The 21844-nt window shown below is 73.0% G+C and carries 22 protein-coding genes; 7 read left to right on the top strand and 15 right to left on the bottom strand.

Annotation, left to right across the window (positions count from 1 at the left end):
• Positions 1-94: 94 nt before the first annotated feature.
• On the bottom strand, positions 95-637 hold the full coding sequence (locus tag ACZ6TV_RS25115; RefSeq protein ID WP_465299686.1) for a hypothetical protein: 543 nt from the start codon (positions 635-637) through the stop codon (positions 95-97).
• A gap of 246 nt (positions 638-883) precedes the next feature.
• Between ACZ6TV_RS25115 and ACZ6TV_RS25110 the strand changes: the two genes are divergently transcribed.
• Both ACZ6TV_RS25110 and ACZ6TV_RS25105 read left to right on the top strand, forming a co-directional pair.
• Positions 884-1573 carry a peptidylprolyl isomerase gene (locus ACZ6TV_RS25110; RefSeq protein WP_465299846.1) on the top strand — a complete coding sequence of 230 codons (690 nt, stop codon included), beginning with the start codon at positions 884-886 and terminating at the stop codon, positions 1571-1573.
• A 10-nt stretch (positions 1574-1583) separates the two neighbouring features.
• Positions 1584-1967, top strand: a complete 384-nt coding sequence (locus ACZ6TV_RS25105; RefSeq protein WP_465299685.1) for a VOC family protein — start codon at positions 1584-1586, stop codon at positions 1965-1967.
• 4 nt (positions 1968-1971) lie between these two features.
• Here the strand turns inward: ACZ6TV_RS25105 and ACZ6TV_RS25100 are convergent, their stop codons facing one another.
• The 7 genes from ACZ6TV_RS25100 to ACZ6TV_RS25070 all read right to left on the bottom strand — a co-directional run bounded on the left by ACZ6TV_RS25100 (position 1972) and on the right by ACZ6TV_RS25070 (position 8931).
• A complete protein-coding gene (locus ACZ6TV_RS25100; RefSeq protein ID WP_465299684.1) occupies positions 1972-2964 on the bottom strand; it encodes a hypothetical protein in 993 nt (330 codons plus the stop codon).
• Entirely contained in the window at positions 2961-3473 is a 513-nt protein-coding gene (locus tag ACZ6TV_RS25095; RefSeq protein WP_465299683.1) for an RNA polymerase sigma factor, read from the bottom strand. Before ACZ6TV_RS25095 ends, ACZ6TV_RS25100 begins: the two co-directional genes overlap by 4 nt.
• Positions 3474-3806: 333 nt before the next feature.
• On the bottom strand, positions 3807-4643 hold the full coding sequence (locus ACZ6TV_RS25090; RefSeq protein WP_465299682.1) for a sugar phosphate isomerase/epimerase family protein: 837 nt from the start codon (positions 4641-4643) through the stop codon (positions 3807-3809).
• On the bottom strand, positions 4640-5755 hold the full coding sequence (locus ACZ6TV_RS25085; RefSeq protein ID WP_465299681.1) for a Gfo/Idh/MocA family protein: 1116 nt from the start codon (positions 5753-5755) through the stop codon (positions 4640-4642). The genes ACZ6TV_RS25090 and ACZ6TV_RS25085 overlap by 4 nt, the downstream gene beginning before the upstream one ends.
• The gene (locus tag ACZ6TV_RS25080) at positions 5752-6609 is read right to left on the bottom strand and encodes a carbohydrate ABC transporter permease (protein WP_465299680.1); all 858 of its coding nucleotides are present in this window, start codon (positions 6607-6609) and stop codon (positions 5752-5754) included. The genes ACZ6TV_RS25085 and ACZ6TV_RS25080 overlap by 4 nt, the downstream gene beginning before the upstream one ends.
• A 71-nt stretch (positions 6610-6680) precedes the next feature.
• Positions 6681-7601, bottom strand: coding sequence for a carbohydrate ABC transporter permease (locus ACZ6TV_RS25075; protein WP_465299679.1), 921 nt, complete (start codon positions 7599-7601; stop codon positions 6681-6683).
• A gap of 4 nt (positions 7602-7605) precedes the next feature.
• Positions 7606-8931 carry an ABC transporter substrate-binding protein gene (locus tag ACZ6TV_RS25070; RefSeq protein WP_465299678.1) on the bottom strand — a complete coding sequence of 442 codons (1326 nt, stop codon included), beginning with the start codon at positions 8929-8931 and terminating at the stop codon, positions 7606-7608.
• A gap of 145 nt (positions 8932-9076) precedes the next feature.
• On the opposite strand from ACZ6TV_RS25070, the gene ACZ6TV_RS25065 reads away from it, so the two are divergent.
• A complete protein-coding gene (locus ACZ6TV_RS25065) occupies positions 9077-10099 on the top strand; it encodes a LacI family DNA-binding transcriptional regulator (RefSeq protein WP_465299677.1) in 1023 nt (340 codons plus the stop codon).
• On the opposite strand, the gene ACZ6TV_RS25060 is transcribed toward ACZ6TV_RS25065, so the two are convergent.
• The 3 genes from ACZ6TV_RS25060 to ACZ6TV_RS25050 all read right to left on the bottom strand — a co-directional run bounded on the left by ACZ6TV_RS25060 (position 10089) and on the right by ACZ6TV_RS25050 (position 12034).
• Positions 10089-10883 carry an ABC transporter permease gene (locus ACZ6TV_RS25060; RefSeq protein WP_465299676.1) on the bottom strand — a complete coding sequence of 265 codons (795 nt, stop codon included), beginning with the start codon at positions 10881-10883 and terminating at the stop codon, positions 10089-10091. The two genes, ACZ6TV_RS25065 and ACZ6TV_RS25060, sit on opposite strands and share 11 nt — an antisense overlap.
• The gene (locus ACZ6TV_RS25055) at positions 10855-11643 is read right to left on the bottom strand and encodes an ABC transporter ATP-binding protein (protein ID WP_465299675.1); all 789 of its coding nucleotides are present in this window, start codon (positions 11641-11643) and stop codon (positions 10855-10857) included. The genes ACZ6TV_RS25060 and ACZ6TV_RS25055 overlap by 29 nt, the downstream gene beginning before the upstream one ends.
• Before the next feature lie 70 nt (positions 11644-11713).
• Positions 11714-12034: a MazG nucleotide pyrophosphohydrolase domain-containing protein gene (locus ACZ6TV_RS25050; RefSeq protein ID WP_465299674.1), complete on the bottom strand. Its 321-nt coding sequence runs from the start codon at positions 12032-12034 to the stop codon at positions 11714-11716.
• Here ACZ6TV_RS25050 and ACZ6TV_RS25045 point away from each other — a divergent pair.
• From ACZ6TV_RS25045 to ACZ6TV_RS25035, 3 genes are all read left to right on the top strand, one after another.
• Positions 12028-12633, top strand: coding sequence for a DUF4291 domain-containing protein (locus ACZ6TV_RS25045; RefSeq protein ID WP_465299673.1), 606 nt, complete (start codon positions 12028-12030; stop codon positions 12631-12633). The genes ACZ6TV_RS25050 and ACZ6TV_RS25045 overlap by 7 nt on opposite strands.
• 100 nt (positions 12634-12733) lie before the next feature.
• Positions 12734-12964, top strand: coding sequence for a hypothetical protein (locus ACZ6TV_RS25040; protein ID WP_465299672.1), 231 nt, complete (start codon positions 12734-12736; stop codon positions 12962-12964).
• The gene (locus tag ACZ6TV_RS25035; RefSeq protein ID WP_465299671.1) at positions 12964-13269 is read left to right on the top strand and encodes a type II toxin-antitoxin system PemK/MazF family toxin; all 306 of its coding nucleotides are present in this window, start codon (positions 12964-12966) and stop codon (positions 13267-13269) included. Before ACZ6TV_RS25040 ends, ACZ6TV_RS25035 begins: the two co-directional genes overlap by 1 nt.
• Before the next feature lie 31 nt (positions 13270-13300).
• Here ACZ6TV_RS25035 and zwf read toward each other — a convergent pair whose 3' ends face one another.
• Positions 13301-14827 carry a glucose-6-phosphate dehydrogenase gene (zwf, locus tag ACZ6TV_RS25030; protein ID WP_465299670.1) on the bottom strand — a complete coding sequence of 509 codons (1527 nt, stop codon included), beginning with the start codon at positions 14825-14827 and terminating at the stop codon, positions 13301-13303.
• A gap of 287 nt (positions 14828-15114) precedes the next feature.
• On the opposite strand from zwf, the gene ACZ6TV_RS25025 reads away from it, so the two are divergent.
• A complete protein-coding gene (locus ACZ6TV_RS25025) occupies positions 15115-15579 on the top strand; it encodes a hypothetical protein (RefSeq protein ID WP_465299669.1) in 465 nt (154 codons plus the stop codon).
• Here ACZ6TV_RS25025 and ACZ6TV_RS25020 read toward each other — a convergent pair.
• From ACZ6TV_RS25020 to ACZ6TV_RS25010, 3 genes are all read right to left on the bottom strand, one after another.
• A complete protein-coding gene (locus tag ACZ6TV_RS25020; RefSeq protein ID WP_465299845.1) occupies positions 15570-16499 on the bottom strand; it encodes an acyl-CoA desaturase in 930 nt (309 codons plus the stop codon). The genes ACZ6TV_RS25025 and ACZ6TV_RS25020 overlap by 10 nt on opposite strands.
• Positions 16500-16574: 75 nt before the next feature.
• Positions 16575-17918 (bottom strand): FAD-binding oxidoreductase, encoded by a 1344-nt coding sequence (locus ACZ6TV_RS25015; RefSeq protein ID WP_465299668.1) that lies wholly within the window; start codon positions 17916-17918, stop codon positions 16575-16577.
• 51 nt (positions 17919-17969) lie between these two features.
• Positions 17970-21728: a BTAD domain-containing putative transcriptional regulator gene (locus tag ACZ6TV_RS25010; RefSeq protein WP_465299667.1), complete on the bottom strand. Its 3759-nt coding sequence runs from the start codon at positions 21726-21728 to the stop codon at positions 17970-17972.
• Between the last annotated feature and the right edge of the window lie 116 nt (positions 21729-21844).

Raw genomic sequence — 21844 nt, 5'->3', positions numbered from 1 at the left:
ACCGTCCGGGTCACGCCGTCCGGGTCACGCCGTCCGGGTCACGCCGTCCGGGTCACGCCGTCCGGGTCACGCCGTCCGGGTCACGCCGTCCGGGTCACGCCGTCCGGGTCCCCGGTGCCGGTGCCGGGTGGGCGCCCCGGGTCCGCACGTCACGGCCCGCGTCGGGCCGGTCAGCGTGCGGAGCCCGGGCGCCCCACGGTGCCGGGCGCGGCGGCAGCGCCGCCATGTCGCCGCCGGCGTCGAGCGCCGTCGGCCGACCGCCCCGGACACTGCGGGTGCCGGCCACCACGAGCGCCGCCGGCACGGCTTCCAGGAAGCGTTCCAGGTTGTAGTGGCATTCCCTGGCGCGCAGATAGGAACGACTGGACATCCCGACCGTCGCCCCGTCGACCTCGGCGCGCCAGACCCACTGCCCGTTGGACTCGGCGGCGGCGACCGTGCCGCGCACGCCGGCGAATCCGTCCCGCAGGCTCAGCACCGCGTCGCGGCACGCGCCGTAGGTGTCGAACGTCCGCGCCGCTCTGCCCAGCGGCCGGTTGTTCGGCGACACCAGCATCCAGGTGGTGGCCTCGACCGCCCTGCCGTCACCGGCGGCCGCCGAGGCCAGCGCTAAGAAGACGAACCTCGATTGGTGCACCCGCTGCTCCCTCGCCCGCAAGGAACGCCCACTTCCTGGGACACACGCTCGGGACGCCGCATGACCAACATGACCGGCCGTGCGCGCACGCCGGACATGCAGGAGATGAACAACGACTGCCAGGCCAGCGATCCGGGCGCAAAAGGGCATTGGCCTTGACGTGGGACATCGACATCCGTTAGACCTCTTGGAGATTCCCGAACTTCGATGGAGGACAACGTGGTCCGGATCCGTGCCGTCGTGGTCATGCTCGCCGTGGCCGTCTCCGCCCTCGCCGTCGCGCCCGCCCCCGCCACGGCGGGAGGACCGCCCGGCGGGCCGACGAGCGGGCCCTGCGCGTACACGCCGACCCCCGACGACCCGGCGGTCCGGCCGGTGCCGCTACCCAGGGATCCCCGGCACACGCCGGCGCGTGGCACGGTCACCGTCACGCTCTTCACCAACCTGGGCCTGATCCCGCTGACCCTGGACCGGGCGCAGGCGCCGTGCACGGTGCAGAGCTTCCTGCACCTCACCCGGCACGGGTTCTACAACCGCACGATCTGCCACCGGCTGACGACGTACCCGACGCTGAAGGTCCTGCAGTGCGGCGACCCGTCGGGCACGGGCGAGGGCGGGCCGGGCTACAAGTACAAGGACGAACTGCCGACCGGGCTGCCGCCGGCGCCGACCGACCCGACCGGCGCCCGCAAGGTCTACGCGCGCGGCGTGCTCGCCATGGCCAACGCCGGCCCGGACACCAACGGCAGCCAGTTCTTCCTCGTCTTCGCCGACTCGGCGCTGCGGCCCAACTACACGATCTTCGGCAGCGTCCGCCCGCTCGGCCTGGACACCCTGGACCGGGTCGCGGCCGGCGGCGTCGCCCCCACCGAGGACGACCCCGCCCCGGTCGACGGCGCCCCCGCCCTGCGCACCTCGATCCTGCTGGCGCTGTAAGTTCTGCGCCGTGGCGCATTTCAGCAGGCTGTACACGATCGTCCTCGACGTGCCCGCCGACGACGAGGACACGACCGTCACGTTCTGGCGGGGCGCGCTCGGCGCCCCGCTGGAGCGGGTCACGAAATATCCGGACTTCCACGGCGCGCCGATCCCCGGCCACGAGCTGCTGCTGCTCACCCAGCGGCTCGGCGCCGGCGAGCCCAGGGTGCACGTCGACATCCACACGGACGACCTCGACGCCGAGGTCGCCCGCCTGGAGTCCCTCGGCGCCACCCGGGTCGAGCGTCAGGACCGCTGGTGGGTCATGCGCGACCCGGCGGGCATCACCTTCTGCGTCGTGCTGGACCGCCCCGGCACCCTCAACGACGGCAACGCCACCCGCTGGGACTGACCCCTCACCGGGCCAGTGCCGGGCGCTGGTCGGTGAACCCCCGCTCCAGGAAGACCGCGCTCCAGACGGTGCCGGTGTCGTCGGTGTACCCCGCGGCGAGGACGTCACCGGTGGCCGGGTCCACAAGCAGTGACCGGCTGCCGCCGGCACCCGGGCTGGGGTGCGGGCCGGCGCCCTCCGGCGCGCTGAGCACGACACCCGGGCGGCCGGTCGGGTCGGCCTGCTCGCCGGCGCACGTGACGCCGTCGGTTCCGGCGAGGAACCGCAGCAACGCGACCCGGTGCGGCAGGTCCAGCACGCGGGCCTGGACGAGGGCGGTGACGCCGTCGACCGCCTGCGACGGGCCGTTCTCCCGCGGCCGGTACAGCGCGTCGGCCATCGCCGCCGGATCCGCGGCCGGGATCGCCGTCCGGCTGACCTCACCGGCGGACTGGTCCTCGACGGTGGTGCCCTGCGGCGCCAGCATCCCCGGGTTGTCGCGGAAGAACACCCTGGACGTCTCGTCGGGATAGGTGGGCTGCTGCATCACGCTCCGCACCCGCCGGGAGCCGTCGGCGGCCGTCCACGTGGACCGTTCCACCATGTACGTCGCGTTCGCGAACCTCCCGTTCTGCATCTGGACCGTGCTGCCGCTCATCGACGAGCTCCGCAGGTACTCGTAGGCACCCTTGGACGTGTCGTACGGCGCGGCCCCCACCCCGTCGGCGAGCCGGTCCACGCAGCTGCTCACGACGCTCGGCGCGGGCACCGCCGGGACGGGCCCGGGCGGCGGCGAACCGCGCAGCAGCACCGCGGTCGTGCCGGTGACCGCGCCGACGGCGACGATCGCCGCGGCCGCGAGCAGGACCCGGCGCCGGCCGCGGGCGGGACCTTCGAGGTCGTAGCTGGTGACGTCGTGCGACGCGAGACGCAGCAGCGCCTCCACGTCGCCGGTGCCGACCTGCACGCCCCGGGCGGGGTCGGCGGCGGTCAGCTGCTCCAGAATCCGCTCGGTCATCGGTTGCCTCCCACACGGGCCGGGGTTGACGTGTCGGCGAGCAGTTCGGTGAGGCGCCGCCGGGCACGGTGCAGGCGCACCTTCGCCGCGGCGACACCGCAGCCGAGGACGAGCGCGGCCTCACCGACGGCCAGCTGCTCCCACGCGACGAGCCGCAGGATCTCCTGGTCGTCGTCGGACAGCCGGGTCAGCGCCGCCCGCACGTCGAGCAGGTCGGTGACCCCGTCGTGCCGGTCGGCGGCGGGATGCTCGCGCAGCTCACCCGGCGGCGGAGCGGCCCGCTGCGCCCGCCAGTGGTTCGCCAGCAGGCGCCGGGCCACCCCGTACAGCCACGGCAGCGCCTGAGGCGGCACGTCCCAGCGGCGGCGCCAGGCGACCAGGAAGACCTCCTGGGCCAGCTCCTCCGCTGCCGCCGTACCGTCGAGCCGGCGCAGGCCGTACCGCACGACGTCGGCGTAGTGCCGGGCGTACACGGCCCGGAACCAGCCGGTGTCACGATCGTCGTCCATACCCCGTTCTATGTCCGCTCCGCCCCGATGGTTACAGCACTCCCCCAAAACCTCGAACCCCACCCCCACCCCCCACCCATGATCCGGAAGAGTTGTTGCCGCCCGGACGACCAAAAGTCTTCCGGATCATGGAAAAAGACGCGGCGGCGAGCCACCGGGATGGCACGCGGATGCGTGTGAAGCTGCCGCGCGCTCTGCGCGCTGGCAGTGCGTCGCGCAGCGGCGCATTGGGGGGCTCCGGGGGTGAGAATCCCCCCGGCGGGACCCGCGCGAAGCGTGGGGCAGCGAGCCCCATCGCCGAAGGCGACAGAGCGGGTAACAGCTAACAGCGGGTTACAGCAGGCTTCGCAGGTATGCGAGGTTGTCCGCGGTGCGTTCCTCCAGAGGTACGGCGGTGGAGAAGTCCTCCAGGGTGACCCACCCGTCGTAGCCGTGCGCGGCGAGCGCGGCCAGGTAACGGCCGACGTGTGCCTGCCCGGTCCGCAGCGGCGCCCAGTCGTGGGCCCAGGTCACGGTGCCGTCGGCGGCGGTGGACACGGGCTTCCAGGCGACGTTCTTGACGTGGACGTGCTGCAGGTACGGGCCGAGCAGCTCGAACCCGGCGCGGTGGTCCTCGTGGCCCTCGATGACGAGGTTGCCGAGGTCGTGGATGACGCCGACGTGCCGCGGGTCGAGGCCGTCGACGAGGCGCATCGCGGCGGACGCCGACGACACGATCGTCTCGTGGTGCAGTTCGACGAGGATCGTCACGCCGTGCTGGGCGGCCAGGCCGGTGGCCCATTCGAGGTCCTTGCGGGTGGCGTCGAACAGGTCCGGGTAGCGGCCGGTCGCCAGCAGCGGCATGGTGACCCGGACCCGGCCGGCGCCGAGGGTGGCGGTCGCGGCGAGGAGGCGGGCGACGTCGTCGTGCTCGAAGCTGCGCGCGTAGCCGCCGAGGCCGGAGTACGAAAGACCCGCCCCGCGGGTGAGGGCGGCGATCTCCGGCAGTGCCGCCTCCAGGCCGGTGAGCGGCCAGGTGGCCCGGTTGCCTTTCCAGAACCCGGGGCTGGAGGCGGGGTCCTGGTCGACGATGCGCCATTCGACGCCGTCCCAGCCCTGGGCGGCGAGGTGCCGCACGACCTCCTCGGGGGTCCAGTCGGGGGTCGACGCGGTGAAGACGGAGAACTTCACACCTGCTCCTCAACAGAAGAAGTGACGGCGGGCTGCACGTCGTCGTGGACGCCGTCGAGGACCTGGTCGAACAGGACGGGACGGCCGAGGGTGGCCGCGACGTAGACGGCCCGCACGGTGGCGAGGGCGAGGAGCCCGTCGGCGACCCGTACGCCCGGCGGGCGCCGCTCGTCGATGGCCGCGACGAGGTCCTCGTACTGCCGCAGGTGCCCGAGCACGAACCCGTCCGCCGGCTTCGGCGCGCCGTACACGTCAGCGGGTCCGACCAGCGAGGCGGCCGTGTCGGGCGAGCCGGCCGAGGCGAAGTACTCCAGCTGGTCGTCGTGCAGGACGGCGGAGCCGCGGGTGCCGTGCACCTGGAGGCGGACCGGCAGTCCGGGGTGTGCGCTGGTACTGGCGTGCAGCACCGCGAGGGCTCCGCCGGCGAAGCGCAGCGTGGCGACCGCGAGGTCCTCGACCTCGATCCGGTCGTGCGCGATGCGCGTGGCCCGCGCGGTGATCTCCACGGGCGGGCCGAGCAGGGCGAGCATCTGGTCGATGAGGTGGATGCCCTGGTTGGCGACGGCGCCGCCGCCGTCGAACTCCCACGTGCCGCGCCAGTCGGCGGAGTCGTAGTAGGCCTGGTCGCGCCACCACGGCATGGACACGACCGCGGAGGTGAGCCGCCCGAGCCGGCCTTCCCGTACGGCCTGCTGCACGGCGACCATGGCCGGGTCGAAGCGGTGCTGGCTGACGACGGCGCAGACGAGGCCTCGCGACTCGGCCTCGAGGGCGACCTTCGCGAACGCCCGGGCCTTCGGCAGCGACACGTCGAGGGGCTTCTCCACGAGGAGGTGCGCGCCGGCCCGCAGGGTCTGCTCGGCGGCCTCGACGTGCAGCCCGCTGGGGGTGCAGATCGCCACGAGGTCCACCTGTACCGACGCGAGGGCGTCGACCAGGGTGCGGTGGCACGAGGGCGCGGGGTCGATCCGGGCGGCGAGGGCGGTGTTCGCGGCCTCGACCGCGTCCACGAGCGCCACGATCCGCAGGCGGGGATGGCGCAGGATCGCGTCGGCGTGGTTGCCGCCGATGATGCCGCTGCCGACGATCGCCACGTTGATCAGGTCTGTCATTTCACTCCCCCGGCCGTCAGGCCGCCGACCAGGAACCGCTGGAACACGAGGTACAACACCACCACCGGCAGCGCGCAGATCAGCGCGGACGCCATCAGCTGCCCGTAGATGGGGATGGCGCCGCCCTCCTGGGTGGCGCCGAAGACCTGCAGGGCCACCGCGACGGTGCGGCTGTCCGGGCTGGTCATCACGGAGGCGAACAGCACGTCGTTCCAGCCCAGCAGGAACGCGAAGATGCTGGCCACGACGAGGCCGGGCCAGCTCAGCGGGATGATGATCGAGCGCAGGATCCGCCACGAGGAGGCCCCGTCGAGCCGGGCGGCCTCGTCGAGCTCGGCGGGCAGGCCGCGCAGGTACGTCACCATCACCCACGTCGAGAACGGCAGCGCGAACGTGAGGTAGGTGACGAACAGGGCCCACCGGGTGCCGATGACCTGCACGCCGAGCACCGCCGACAGGTTCGCGAAGAGCACGAACACCGGCAGCAGCATGAGCGTGCCGGGGATCGACTGCAGCGCCAGGAGGCCGCGCAGGATGAGGCCGCGGCCGAGGAACTGGAAGCGGACCAGGACGTAGGCGGTGGCGACGGCGACGACCGCGGACACGACGGCGACGGTGCCGGCGACGACGACGCTGTTCATCAGGCCGGCGCCGAGGTCGACCGTGGTCCAGATCTTCGCGTAGTTGTCCAGGTGCAGGCTCGTGGGCCAGAACGCGCCGCGGGCGACCGCGAGGTCGTCGTTGACGGACGCGAACAGCATGTACAGCACGGGCGTGAGCACGAAGACCAGCAAGACGGTGATCACCGAGGCCTGCACCCAGCGCGGCAGCAGCCTTTGAACGTCAGTTCTCATGCCGCCGCCTCGCTTCGCTCCCCGGCGCCATGAGGCACGCTTTTGCACTGCAACATGATTCGTTCGCAAGCTCACTCATTTTGGTTCAGCCTCACCGCGCGCAGGTACACCGACAGCGGGATCGCGACCAGGACCAGCGACAGCACGGCCATGGCGGCGCTCAGCCCGAAGCGGAAGTTCTGGAAGCTCTCCACGTAGGTCAGCACCGGCAGCACCTCGACGTCGTGCGGGGCGGGCACGCCGAACAGCACGTACGGCAGCGTGAAGCTGTTGAGGTTGTGCAGGAACGCGATGATCAGCGCCAGGGCCAGGACGCCGCGCAGGTGCGGGAACACCACGTAGCGCAGCTTCGCCCACCAGCCGGCGCCGTCGAGCGCGGCCGCCTCGTGCACCTCCTCGCTGATGCTCTGCAGGCCCGACGCGGCCAGGAGGTACAGCAGCGGCCACGACGTCCACAGCTGCACGACGACGAGCGTCCAGTAGCTGTCGGGGCCGTTGAGCCACAGGTGCTGCTCGCCGAGGACGGAGTTGGCGGGCCCGGACGGCATGAGGATGGTGCGCCACACGGTGCCGACGACGAAGGCCGGCAGCACGTACGGGATCAGGAACGCCGAGCGCACGAGGGCCCGGCCCTTGAACCGCTGCTGCGTGGCGAGCGCCGCGGCGAGACCGACCGGCAGGGTCGCCAGGGTGACCAGCGCCGAGTAGCCGACGGACACCCAGATGGCGTGCGGCAGCGGCGTGTCGGTGACCGCCTCGACGTAGTTGTCGATCGCGATGAACGGCGCGCCGGTCCATTCGCGCAGCGTGTACTGGTCGAGGTCGAGCAGCGAGACGGTGAGGGCGACGCCGAGCGGCACCAGGATGACCAGGACGAGCAGGATCCCGCCCGGCGCCAGCATCCACAGCGGGCGGTGCCGGCTCCGGCGGCGGGCCGGCGGCCCGGGCTTGGCGTCCCGGGCCGCCGGCGGTGCGACAGTTTCGATCGCCATGAATCTATTTACTCTTGTCCAGGGCGTCCTGCGCGGCTTTCTGGCCGTCGGCGATGAGCGCCTTGAGCTTTGCCTCGTCGAGCTTGCCGTCCTTGAGCGCCGGGATCGACTGGACGACGACGTTGACGAGGGCCAGCTGGACCTGGCTCCAGGCGCCGTTGAACGGGGTGCCGCTGGCCTTCGACGCCGACTCGACGATCGGCGCGAGTGCCGGGTCGGCCTGCAGCTTCTTCGCCGCGGTCGCGTTCGTCGGCAGCTCGCCGAACGTCTTGTAGTACGACTCCTGCTGCTCGGGGCTGGTCAGCAGCTTCACCAGCGCGAGGGCGAGGTCCTTGTTCTTGGTGTACTTCGCCACGACGAGGTTGTCGCCGGAGAGGATGCTGCTCGCGCCGACGCCAGGGGTACTGGTCTGCCCCGGCGGGACGGTCGGCATGATCGCGTAGGCGTACTTGCCGGCGACCGCGGACTTGTCGAGGGTGACCTTCGACGTCGCGGACACCATCGGCAGGAACGCCGCCTTGCCGGCGCCGAAGTCGGCGATGGCCTGGGCGTTCTTCCAGCCGACGGCGGCCGGGTTGACCACCTTGTCGGTGGCGAGCCAGCCGAGGTAGGTCTGGTAGGCCTTCAGCGTGCTCGGGTCGGACAGCTGCGCCTTCTTGTCCTTGACCAGGGGGTTGCCGGCCTGCACGCTCATCGCCCAGATGAACTTCCACGGGTCGAAGCCGTCGGCGTAGGCGACCGCGAGCCCGTAGGTGTCGCCGCTGGTCATCTTCTTCGCCTGCACCAGCAGCTCGTCCCAGCTCGTCGCCGGCTTGTCGAAGCCCGCGGCCTTGAGCAGGTCGGTGTTGTAGGCCATGACGAACGGCCGGCTGGTGAAGGGGATGCCGACCTGGTGCTCCGCGTCGGGGCCGGAGATGCCCAGCGTCGAGGGCAGGAACGCGTCCTTGCCGCCGAGCTTCTTCCAGTCGTCGTCCTTGAGCTCAAGGAACGCGCCGGTCGAATACGCGGTCGGGGTGAACGTGGTGCCGAGGGAGTAGATGTCGGGGCCCTGACCGGACAGCACCGACGTCTGGATCTTCGTCAGCTCGTCGTTGGGCGAGGCGAAGGTCTCGAACTTCACCTCGGCGCCGGTAGCAGCCTTGAACTTGTCGTTGATCTCGGTGAACCAGGCACGCTGCTGATCGGGGTAGATCGTGTTGGCCTGGACCAGGACGTTGAGGGTCTTGCCGGCACCGTTGAGGCCGGTGTCGCCGGTCTTGTCGCCGCCGTCGCCGTTGCCGCAGGCGGCTAACAGCAGTGCGGCGGCGGCGATGAGGGAAACGCGTTTCATAGGGGTGTCCACTCCTTGTTCACTGGGGGTGTGACGGAGCGCATCAGTGCTGCTTGGCGGGCGGATTGAGCGGGACGCTATCAGCGGCACATTCACGACGGCAACCGCTTGCCATCGTTTGCCATCATCTGCTTTTCTCATCCGCATGCCCCGTGCACACCAGTTCGGATCCGGCGACCGGCCGGTCACCATCAACGACATCGCCGCGGCCACGGGGGTCGCCGCGTCGACGGTGTCGCGCGCCCTGAACAACCCCGGCAGGGTCAACGCCGCGACCCGGGAGCGGATCGAGGCGGCCGCCCGCGAGCTGCGCTACGTGCCCAACTCACAGGCCCGGGCGCTGAGCTCCGGACGCACCGGGGCGATCGCGGTGCTCGTCTCCGACGTGACGAACCCGTTCTACTTCGGCGTGCTGCGCGGCACCCAGATGCAGCTCAAGGCCGCCGGGTACGCACAGCTGCTCATCGACACCGAGGACTCCGGCGACCTGGAGGTGGAGCTGCTGCACAAGATGCGCCGCTCCCTGGACGGCGCGATCCTCGCCGCGTCCCGGCTGCCGGACCGGTCGCTGGCGAAGCTCGCCGAGGACATCCCGCTCGTCACGATCAACCGCAACGTCCGCGGCGTGCCCAGCGCGATCATCGACACGCCTGCCGGGATGGGCCAGGCGGCCGAGCACCTGATCTCCCTCGGCCACCGGGACATCGCCTACGTCTCCGGGCCCGAGCGGTCCTGGCCGAACGAGGCCCGCTGGCACGCGATCAGGGCCGTCGCCGCCCGGCACCGGCTCACGTTCACCCGGGTCGGGCCGTTCCCGTCCGGGCGCCGCTCCGGCTCGGCCGCCGCCGACGCGGTCCTCAACACCGGCGCGACCGCCTGCATCGTCTTCAACGACCTGCTGGCCATCGGCATCCTGCAACGGCTGCGGGAGCGGGAGGTGCGGGTGCCGGAGGACCTCAGCGTCGTCGGCTGCGACGACATCTTCGGCGCCGACTTCTGCCACCCGCCGCTGACCACGCTCACCGCCCCGATCGAGCAGGCGGGCCGGGTGGCGGTGTCGATGCTGCTGTCCCGGCTCGACCCGGCCGCTCCGGCGATGCGGCAGTCGGTGATGCTGCCCGTGCACCTGACGGTGCGCGGATCGACCGGTCCCAGGGTCACCGGGTGAGCCTGCCGAGGATCATCGACGCGACGGTGATCGCGACCGCGGCCGAGCCGACGAGGACGCCGAAGTCGAGCAGCAGCCTGGCGTGGGTGCCGACGAGCAGCCCCCGCAGCGCCTCGACCTCGTAGCTGAGCGGGTTGACGTGGTTGAGCACCTGCAGCCAGCCGGGCATGACGGACACCGGGTAGAGCGCGTTGGAGGCGAAGAACAGCGGCATGATGATCGCCTGCCCGATGCCCATCATCCGGTCCCGCTTCAGCACCAGACCGGCGAGCGTGATAGACAGGCAGCAGAAGAACGCGGAGCCGAGCACGACGACCGCGGCGACCCCCAGCTGGTGCAGCGGGCCGAGCCGCAGGTGCACGCCGAGCAGCAGCGACAGGGCCACGACGACGATCGCCTGGAACAGGGCCCGCACCCCCGCCGCGAACGCCTTACCGGTCACCAGCGCGGCACGCGGGGTCGGCGTCACCATGAGCTTCGCGAGCACCCCGGCGTCGCGCTCCCAGATGATGTGGATGCCGTAGAAGATCGACACGAACAGCGCGGACTGCGCCAGGATGCCCGGGGCCAGGAAGTCCAGGTAGGGCACGTCACCGGTGGGCACCACCCGCAGCCGGGTGAAGGTCTGGCCGAAGATGATGAGCCACAGCGCCGGCTGGACGGCCCTGGTGACCGCCTCGGTCCGGTCCCGCCGCAGTTTCTGCAGCTCCACCAGGCACAGCGCGGCGGTGCGGGACACCAGGAGGCGGACCGGCTCAACGGGCGCGGCGAGCGACACGGACATCCTTGAACCCTCCTCCTTCGAGATCGCCGCCGGTGTACTCCCGGAAGACGTCGTCGAGGTTGGCGTCCTTCTCGTCGAGGGACCGCACGAGCGCCTCCGGCGTGTCGAGGGCGCGGATCCGGCCGCGGTGCATGAGGGCGACCCGGTCGCAGTGCGCGGCGGCCTCCTCCATGTAGTGGGTGGTGACCAGGACGGTCATGCCGGTGCGGGCGCGGGTCTCGTGGATGCGCTCCCAGACGCCGGCCCGGGCGACCGGGTCGAGGCCGATCGTCGGCTCGTCGAGCACCAGCAGCCGCGGCGCGCTGACCAGGGCCTGCGCGAGCTCGAGGCGACGGATCATGCCGCCGGAGTAGGTGCCGGCGGGACGGTCGGCGGCGTCGGTGAGCCCCATCGCGTCGATGACCTCGGCGGTGCGGTCGCGGCGCTGCGCCCGCGGCACGTCGAACAGGCGGGCGAACAGCGCCACGTTCTCCCGGCCGCTGAGCGCGGCGTCCGCGGACAGCGCCTGCGGCACGTAGCCGATCAGGCGGCGCACGGCCATCCTGCGCCGGCGGACGTCGAGGCCGAACACCTCGACCGAGCCGTCCTGCGGGGGCAGCAGCGTGGTGAGCACCCGGATGGTGGTGGTCTTGCCGGCACCGTTGGGCCCCAGCAGGCCGAAGATCTCGGCCTCGGCGACGACCAGGTCCAGGCCGTCGACCGCGAGGGTGTCCTTGAAACGGTGCCGCAACCCGTCGATGCGCACGGCTGCTGCTTCCACCCGGCAAATATAGCTCGTTAGCCCGGCTAATGATATTTCCGAGCCGTCCCGCCGCACGGCCCGGCCCGCTCTACGCCTCCCAGGCCTTCCAGCCCCGCGAGTAGACGACCGCGAGCTTGTCCTCCAGGGCCTGCCGCAGGTCGATGCCCATCGTGTGGGCCGTGACGAACGCCGTCAGCACCACGTCGGCGAGCTCGGCCTCCACGTCGCTGAGCGGCCCCGGTCGCCGCGCCATCCCCGAGTGCCGCCGCACCGCCGCGACGAACTCCCCGACCTCCTCGGCCAGCGCCAGGGTCTGCCGCAACTGTGCCGGCCCCTCGAACCCGGCCTTGTCCAGCTGCCCGGCGACGTCCTCGGCCACGGCCGGCAGATCGTTCAAAGCGAATGACACACCGCACCCTAACCTTCTACGGTCGGCACGTGCACGAGATCCGCGCCCTCCACGACGACGCCACCATCACCGTCTACCAGGCCTACAGCCCCGCCATCGCCCTGCCCGCCCTGCGGGCCGGGCGCTTCGTGCCCCCGTTCAAGCGGGAGCGGATGACCTGGGTCAAGCCGTCGTTCCTCTGGATGATGTACCGCAGCGGCTGGGCCACCAAGGAGGGCCAGGAACACGTCCTCGCCGTCCGCCTGCACCGGGCCGGCTTCGACGCCGCACTCGCCGGCGCCTGCCTGAGCCACTACTCCCCCGCCGTCCACACCGACCGGGCCGCCTGGTCCGCCCAGCTGCGCACCAGCCCGGTCCGCGTCCAGTGGGACCCGGAACGCGACCTGCACCTGCGCCCCCTGGACCACCGCTCCCTGCAGCTCGGCCTGAGCGGCCCCGCCGTCCACGACTACGTCGACACCTGGACGGCCGGCATCACCGACGTCACCCCGCTGGCGCACGAGATCCACGCCCTGGTGCGCTCCGGCTCCCTCGACGAGGCCAGGGCCCTCCTCCCACCCGAGCGCCCCTACTCCCCGAACGACACCAGGCACCCGTAGCCGCGCTCACGCACTGTTTGCCACTCAATGGCCATACGGCTACAGTTCGGTGATGTCATCGACAACACCCGCGTGCATCCCAGATCGGTATCATTCTGGTATGACGACGCAAATCGCGGTACGCCTTCCGGACGACGTCGTGCAGTACATCGATCGGGAGATCGCTGCCGGCACAGCGCCGAGCCGCGCGGCGGTCGTCCTGCGCGCTCTGGAACGCGACCGCAGACGGCAGGAGGCGGAGCACGACGCGCGAATCTACGCGTCGGACCCGTCGAACGAGTTCGACGGCCTCCACCTGCACGGCGCCCGGCGACCGATGGACATCGACTGATGCGGCCGATCCACCTGGCACAGCTGGACAAGCCTCGCCCGGTCCTGGTCCTCACACGCGCACGGATACGGCCGCATCTGCGGTGGGTGACCGTCGTGCCGATCACAACCACGATCCGCGGCCTGAGCACCGAGGTCGCGGTCGGCCCGCAGAACGGGCTCGACAAGCCGTCGGTCGTGTCCTGCGACAACATCGACACCGTCGACCGGGGCGACCTCGGTCGCCTGATCGGCTACCTCCTGCCGGAGCAGGAGCGAGCGCTCACCAGGGCGATCATGGCCGCGTTCGACCTCGAGCCCATGTGAGGGGACCGCACGAGCCGCTCGGGCGGTGGTGTCAGGCGACCGTGTTGCGCCAGGCGCGGCCGCTGCGCTCGATGAGGCGGTTGGCCTCGGTCGGGCCCCAGGACGCGGCCTCGTAGGTGGGGATCGGGCCGGTGTCCTCGGCCCAGCGCTCCAGGATCGGGTCGACGATCCGCCAGCACTGCTCGACCTCGTCGGAGCGGATGAACAGGGTCGTGTCGCCGATCAGGGCGTCCAGCAGGAGGCGCTCGTAGGCTTCCGGGGACTCCTCGCGGAAGGTCTTGTCGTAGGAGAAGTCCATGCTGGCGGAGCGGACCCGGAAAGAGTGGCCGGGGACCTTCGCGCCGAAGCGCAGGGCGATGCCCTCGTCGGGCTGGATGCGCAGGATGAGGGCGTCGGGCTGGAGCTCGGTGAGCTGGCCCTTGGGGATCGGCAGGTGCGGCGGGCGCTGGAACTGCAGCGCGACCTCGGTCACCCGGCTCGGCAGCCGCTTGCCGGTGCGCACGTAGAAGGGCACGCCCGCCCAGCGCCAGTTGTCGACGTCGAGGCGCAGCGCCGCGTAGGTCTCCGTGCGGGACAGGGGGTCGACGCCGGGCTCCTCGCGGTAGCCGGCCATCAGCTCGGACCGGGAGCCGCCGCGGGTGTACTGCCCCCGCACCGCGATGTCGTCGATGGCCCGGCCGCTCGGCAGGCGGATGGCCTGCAGGAGCTTGACTTTCTCGTTGCGCACGGCCTCGGCGCTGAAGGACGCCGGCGGCTCCATGAGGGCGAGGGCGAGGACCTGCAGCACATGGTTCTGCACGATGTCGCGCATCGCGCCGGCGTGCTCGTAGAAGCTGCCGCGGGTGCCGACGCCGAGGGTCTCCGCGACGGTGATCTGCACGTGGTCGACCCAGGTGCGGTCCCAGATGGGCTGGAAGATGGCGTTGGCGAAGCGCAGCGCGAGCACGTTCTGGACGGTGTCCTTGCCCAGGTAGTGGTCGATGCGGAAGACCTGCGACTCGTCGAACGCGGCGTGCACGGTCGCGTCGAGCTGCTTGGCGCTGCCCTCGTCGTGCCCATACGGCTTCTCGATCACCAGACGGGCGAAGGAGCCCTCGCGGGACTGGTGCAGGCCGGCGCCGGCGAGGCCGTTGATGACGAGCGGGAACGCCTCGGCGGGGGTGGAGAGGTAGAAGATGCGGTTGCCGGCGGTGCCGCGGTCGCGGTCGAGCTCGTCGAGGACCCCGGCGAGACGCTTGTAGGTCTCCGGGTCGTCGTAGCCACCGGAGATGTACCGCACGGCGCCGGCCAGCTGCGGCATGCCGGACAGCCCGCGGTCGCCGAGGACGGCGTGGACGAACTGGTCGTCGTCCATCGGGGTCCGGGCGACGCCGACGACGGCGAACTGCTCGGTGAGCCGGTTGTGCCGGGCGAGGCTCTCGATCGCGGGGATCAGCTTGCGCCGGGTCAGGTCGCCCGAGGCGCCGAAGATGACGACGGTCGCCGGTGGGGCGTGCCGGTCGTCGGACTCCTGCGGAATCGTGACGTGCTCGCCGAACGTGCCGTTGTCGCTGGGCATGGATGCGCGCCTCTCCTCGGACTGCCGCCGTGACACTACGAGTCAACCGCCGCGCACAGCAACGATTCCAGAACGTGACCGGCGTCTCGCGCGTCCCACCCTACGGTCCGGAAAGCGGTTGCAGCGAGCCCGGTATCCCAGCTCGCGGGATTCCCGGGGATCATCGAACACACGGGTAACACCAGGCACCAGGTAAGCGGTCGGACGGTTGCGGCCGGCCACAGCGGGTAACGTTGAGTCATCGGGAGCACTCATAGAGTAGTCACGTCGCAGGACGGGGATGCGCGATGTCGATCACACCGGTAGCAGCGACCACCACCGGCCTCACCGCCACACAGGTGTCGCAGCAGCGCGCGACGGAGCTGGTGGACCAGCAGCGCCTCGACGACCAGCGGTCCCAGCAGGACCGCCTGGACCAGCAGCGGCTGCAGGACCAGCGGCTGGAGGACCAGCGCAGGGTCGACGACCAGCAGTCGGTCCGCCAGGACCTGGCCCGGCAGGACCAGCGCCGCTCCGACGACCTGCAGCAGTTCCGCGACGACCAGTACCGCGTCGAGCAGCAGCGGGTCCAGGAGCAGCGGCGCATGGACGACCAGGCGCGGATCCAGGACCAGCTGCGGCTGGAGGACCAGCTGCGGCAACGCGCGGACGAGGCCCGCCTGCAGCTCGACCGGACCAACGACGCCCTGGCGGCGCAGCGGATGTCCCCGACCAACGGCATGTTCAGCGGCCGGGTCGACGTCTACCTCTGACCCGCCGCAGCTTTCTGATCGGCCTTCTGCGCGACGCTGAGGCGCGCCAGGCGCTCCGGCGTGGGCCAGCGGACGTCCCAGGCCCAGCCGGCCCGCTCGAAGCACCGGATCAGCGCGGCCGAGATGTCGATCTGCCCGCGCAGGACGCCGTGCCGGGCGCTGGTCGGGTCGGCGTGGTGCAGGTTGTGCCACGACTCGCCCATGCTGAGGATCGCGAGGGGCCAGAAGTTCGCCGAGCGGTCCCGCGCCGCGAACGGCCGCTCACCGATCATGTGGCAGACGCTGTTCACCGACCAGGTGACGTGGTGCAGGGCGGTGACCCGCACCAGGCCCGCCCAGAAGAACGCGGTCACCGCGCCCCACAGGCTCCAGGTGACGAGCCCGCCGATGACGGCCGGCAGCGCCAGGGTGACGACGGTCAGCGGGCCGAAGAGCCGGTGCACGAGCCGGATGTCGCGGTCGGCCAGCAGGTCGGGGACGAAGCGCTGCTGGTTGGTGAGGTCACGGTCGAGGACCCAGCCGAGGTGCGCGTGCCAGAAGCCGCGCACGAGCGCCGCCGGGCCGGTGCCGCCCAGCCACGGCGAGTGCGGGTCGCCTTCCTTGTCGGCGAACGCGTGGTGCCGGCGGTGGTCGGCGACCCAGTGCAGGATCGGTCCCTGCACGGCCATGCTGCCGGTGACGGCGAGGGCGATCCGCAGCCAGCGGCGGGCCTTGAACGCGCCGTGGGTGAAGTACCGGTGGAACCCGACGGTCGCGCCGAGGCACGTCACGGTGTAGAGGACCGCCGCGAGGGCGACGTCGAGCCAGGTGAGGCCCCAGCCCCAGGCGAAGGGGACGGCGGTGACGAGCGCCAGGAACGGCACGATCACGAACGCGTACACCGCCACCTGGGCGGGCAGGGGCCGCGGCGCGGCGAGCATCGGGAGTGCCACGCCCCGGACGGTAGGGCGCCGCGATGACCGGCATCCCGCGAGGAGGATGCCGGTCGGCGACATTCAGATGGAATGGTTGGCGACGAACAGCCCGGACGGGTCCACGGCGGCGCGGATCGACCGCAGCCGCCGCAACGCGGACGCCCCGAACGCGGCGGACGCCGGGACGCGTTCCTCGGCGAAGTTCAGGTAGGCGCCGGTCGTCCACGGCGCCATCGCCGCCGCGACCCGGGCGGTGTCGGCGGCCGCCGCCTGCCCCATCCCGGGGGTGGCCGCGATCCCGGTGGAGAACAGCGCGAACGACCCGTCGAGCGCGGGCAGCGCCCCGCCGCCGGGCGCGGGACGGCCGAGGGCGCCGCCGAGCTGGCGCAGCTCCGCCGGGACGAGCAGCGACGACCCGGAGCCCGGTCCGGCGGCGGCGAGGAGCGCGCCGGCGGCGGCCGCCGGCAGGTCGCCGAGCAGCGCCGACCGCGACACCGCCGGGGTCGGGCCCTCCGGGTCGAGGTGCAGCCTGATCAGCGACGCGGCGGGCACGTCGTCGAACGTGTCCAGGAACGGCTTCAGGGCCCGCAGCGGCGCGAGCAGCCGCGGCCCGGCCGCCCCGAGGACGGCGCCGTCGATCGCGACGAGCTGCCGGTCGTGCAGGACCGCGGGCAGCTGCGGCAGCGCCGGCACCTGCAGCAGCCGCAGCGCCGTGGTCACGTCGCCGGGCGCGGTCGCGGCCCAGTCGAGCCACGCGGGCAGCACCCGCTCCGCCTCCCGCCAGTCCCAGGCGAGCATCCCGGCGTACACCCGCGAAACCGGGATCAGGTCGAACTCGACGGCGGTGACCACGCCGAAGTTGCCACCGCCGCCGCGCAGCGCCCAGAACAGGTCGGGCTCGGACGCGGCGTCGACGCGCAGGAGGGTGCCGTCGGCGGTGACCAGCTCGGCGGCCGTGACGGCGTTGCACTGCAGGCCGTGGGCGCGGGCGTACCAGCCGATGCCGCCGCCCAGCGAGTAGCCGGCGACCCCGACGTCGGGTGAGGAGCCGTGCAGCGCGGCGAGCCCGTGCGGCGCGGCCTGCTCGACGACGTCGATCCACAGCGCGCCGGCCTCGGCGCGGGCGGTCCGGCCGGTGACGGTGACACCGGTCATCGCGGACGTGCGCAGCAGCACGACGTCGTCGAGGGGGCCGAGCGGGGCGGCGCTGTGGCCGGTGCCCTGCGCCGCGACCCGCAGCCCGGCACCGGCGGCGGCACGGACGACCGTGGCGACCTCGGCGGCGTCGGCCGGGTACGCGACGGCGGCGGGCCGCTGGTCGACCGCGACGTTCCACGGCGTGCGCGCGGTGTCGTAGCCGGGGTCGCCGGGAAGGTGCAGCGCGCCGCCGCAGAGGCCGCGCAGTGGGTTCGCAACAGTGCTCATGCCGTCCAAGCTGCGGCGGCGGCCTTGGAGCGAACTTGCGACGCACCTGAGTCAGACGTGCGCGCGCAGCTCCGCGAGGGTGGTGACGCCCAGTTTGCGGTGGATCGCGGCGAGGGTGTCGCTGACGGTGTGCGGGGTGAGGAACAGCGCCTGGGCGATGTCGCGGTCGTCGGCGCCGCCGACGGCGAGGGACGCGATGCGGCGTTCGCCGGTGGTCAGCGACACCGACGGCTCCGCCGGCACGGTCTCGCCGAGGCCGGTGAGCGCGGCGGCGACCGCGGCCCGCAACGGCCCGGCGCCGCACTCCTCGGCGAGGCGCAGCGCGTCGCGCAGCATCGCCGGGTCGCCGTCGAGGGCCGCGAGGGCGAACAGCGCCCGCGCGTGCTCCAGCCGGGCGCGGGTGCCGGCGAGCAGCTCGACGGCGGCCGCCAGGTCGGCCCGGTCCCGGCGCAGCTCCCCCACGATCCGCAAGCTCCGCCCGACGGCCCGCGGCGCACCCCAGCGCCGTATGTCCGCCAGGTCCTCCAGGGCGAGGGCGAGCGCTTCGCCGGTCCGGCCGAGCGCGGCCAGGGCCGTGGCGCGTAGGGACCGCTCCTCGAACCACATCGGGTTGCCCTCGTGCCAGGTGCGCAGCATCGCCAGCGCCTCCGCGTGGCGGCCCTCCGCCATCAGCAGCGCCGCCTCCGCCTGGGTGAACAGCCGGATCCCGTCGCCGACCCGCGGCCGGGCGCGGTGCTCGTCGACGAACGCCCGCGCCTCCCCCGGCTCGCCGCGGTCGATGAGGGCCCGCACCAGGTACGCCTCGCCGTAGGAGATGCCGATCGCGGGGACGCCGCCCCAGCGCAGGCTCTGCTCGTTGGCCGCGACGAGGGACGTGCACGCCTCGGGCAGGTCGCCGCGCTGCCACTCCCGCCAGCCGCCCCACAGCTGCGCGGCGAGGACGGTGAACAGCGAGCCGCGGGTGTGCCCGAGCTTCAGCCCGTCGGCCCACAGCGTCCCGGCGTCCTCGTCCGCGGCCTCCAGGACGACCCCGGCGATGACCCAGAAGAGCCCGGGGTCGCCGCGCATGAGGACCCCGTCGGCGAGCGCGAAGCGGGCCAGCTCCGCCGACTCGGCGCGGCGGATCCCCTTGGCGAGCAGCTCCCAGCCGTGGCAGGCGGCCAGCATCCGCGCACCGAGCCCGTCGCCGGTGATCACCGGCCGCTCGGCGGGGAACGAGCCGGGTTCGCCGCTGTACATGTAGCCGGCGATGCGTTCGAGGGCCTGCAGCCCCTGCCGTTCGTCGACGAACTCCGCCGCGAGGCGCGCCGACGCCCGCCGGGCGAACTCCGGCGCGTTGCCCTCCGGCCCGGTGAAGATCAGCGTGTGGATGAGCATCCGGGACACCGCGGCGAACGTCGCCGGGTCGGTGATCGGGTCGTCGTACGCGGCCCGCAGGTGCGCGATCGCGGCGGGCCCGTCGTTGAGCGTCTCGACCTGCCCGAGCTGCAGCAGCACCGCGGGCCGCTGGGCCGGCGCGGGCGGCTCGGCGAGGGCCCGGCGCAGGTACGCGGCGGCGCCCTCGGGTGCGCCGCGGTGCAGGGCGGTGCCGGCCGCGGCCCGCAGCACGTCGACGACCCACTGGTCGGCGCGTTCGGGGATCTGCAGCAGGTGCGCGGCGACCTGCTCCGGCGCCGCCGACAGCCCGCTGAGGACCCGGGCGGCCCGCTCGTGGTGCAGCTGCCGCTCGCCGGGCGGCAGGTCCTGGTAGACGGCGTCGCGCACCAGCGGGTGCACGAACCCGACCGGGTACTCGTGCCGGACCACCTCGGCCCGGGCGAGCGCGGCGACGGCGGCCGCCGCGGCGGGCTCGTCGACGCCGGCGAGGGCCGCGATGGTCGGCAGCCCGGCGCCGTCGCCGAGGACCGCGATCGCCCGCGCGACGGCGGTGCTGGCCGCCGGCATCCGCCGCAGCCGGATGAGGACCATGCTGGACACGGCCCGGGAGCCGATGGCGGTGACGGTGCCGGCGTGCGCGTCGGTGGGCCGCACGCCGTTGCTCTCCAGGGCCCGCAGCAGCTGCCGCAGCAGCAGCGGGTTGCCGGACGTGGTGCGGTGGCAGGCGGCGACGAACCGGGGCTCGGCGCCGTCGCCGAGCCGCTGCCGGACGAGGTCGGCGACCCCGGCGGCGCTCAGCGGCCCGGGCCGCACCGGCGTGGTCGCGGGGTCGAGCTGCAGCTCCGCGAGCAGCGCCTCGTCCTCGTACTGCTCCCCCGTCCGCAGCGTGGCCACGAGCAGCACCGGCAGGCCGTCGAGCCGGCGCACCAGGTACGCCAGGAACCGCAGCGAACCGGTGTCGCACCACTGCAGGTCGTCGACGACGATCGTGACGGGCCTGGTCGCGGCGACGTTGGCGGTCAGCCAGTAGAGCCCGTGCAGGGTCGCGAACGTGTGGTCGCCGCGCTCGCCGCCCGCTGTGACGTCGAGGTCGAAGACGGACGCGGCGGACGCGGCGGCGCCGGCGAGGAGACGGGCGCGGGCGGCCGGGTCGGTGAGCAGCGCCTCGAACAGCTGCCGCACGACGCCGAAGCCGAACTCCTTCTCCAGCTGGCTCCCGCGCGCGGTCAGCGTGAGCGCCCCGTGACCGTCGGCGATCCTGCGCGCCTCCGTCAGCAGCCTGCTCTTGCCGATCCCGGCGGCCCCCTCGATCATCGCCAGCCCCGCCAGCCCGCCGAACGCGTCGGCGGCCGCCTGCCGCAGCTCATCCACTTCCCCGTCGCGGTCGACGAGGTGCTCTTCCGCCGGTTTCCGCGGATGTACCGTCGTCCACTCCCCGGGCGCCTGCGGCGCCGCTGTGGCCGGACCTGCCGCCGCCACCGGCGAAGCGCCCGTCCCGGACACCTGTTGCGCTGACTCCGGGTCGTTCCCGTCCCGCACGCCGCGCCCGCCCGGCACGGCTCCATCGCCCGGCGCGACCACACTGTCCATGCCGGCTGTTGCGCCCGGCTCGGCCGCCGGGCCCGGCTCGGCCGGCCTGGGCGGTGGCGGTACGTCCAGGGACGCCGACTGGGCGAGGACCTCCGCCTCCAGGGCACGCAGGGCCGGCCCCGGGTCGACGCCGAGCTGCTCCGACAGCGTCTGCCGGGCCCTGCGCAGCGCACCCAGCGCGTCGCCCTGCCGGTGCGCGCGGTACAACGCCAGCACCAGCAGCCGCCAGCGCCGCTCCCGCAACGGCTCCTCCGCGACGAGCGCCTCGAGCTCCGGGACCAGCAGCGCGCTGTCGCCGAGCGCCAGCCGCGCCGCCAGGAGCTGCTCCCGGGCGACCTCGCGCAGCTCGCCGAGGCGCGCCGCCTCCGCCTGCGCCCAGGGTTCGTCCGCGTACTCGGCGTACGCGGGCCCGTGCCACAGCCGCAGCGCCGCCTCGAGCAGGTCCCGCTGCGCGGCGGGGTCGGCGGTGCCGAGCGCCGCGGTGACCCCCCGGTCGAAGCGCCACGCGTCGACGGCCCCGGCGTCCAGGTTGAGCGCGTAGCCGGGCGGCCGGGACACGATCACGTTGCCGCGCGCCCGGGCCGTCGCGCCGGGCTCCAGGCGGCGGCGCAGGTGCGAGACGTACGCCTGCAGCGCCCCGGCGGCGTTGACGGGCGACCGGTCGCCCCAGATGTGGTCGATGAGCCGGTCGGTGGGCACGATGTCGCCCCGGTTGACCACCAGCACCGCGAGCACCGCCCGCTGGCGCCGCCCGCCGAGGTCGGCGAGCTGCCCGTCGACCGTCGCGGTCATGTCCCCGAGCACACTGACCCGCAGCCTGCCGGAGAGCGGCGTGACCTGCACCGGCCCTCCACAGCTCGCACCCGTCGTGAGCGATCAACGTACCGCGCCGGGGGTGAACGGCTCCTCAGCCGTTCATCCGGCCCGCCCACCGTCCGAGCGGACCGGCGGGGCACTCC

It is taken from the genome of Dactylosporangium sp. NPDC051087 (assembly GCF_055586325.1).
This window is presented reverse-complemented; position numbering and strand designations above follow the sequence as displayed.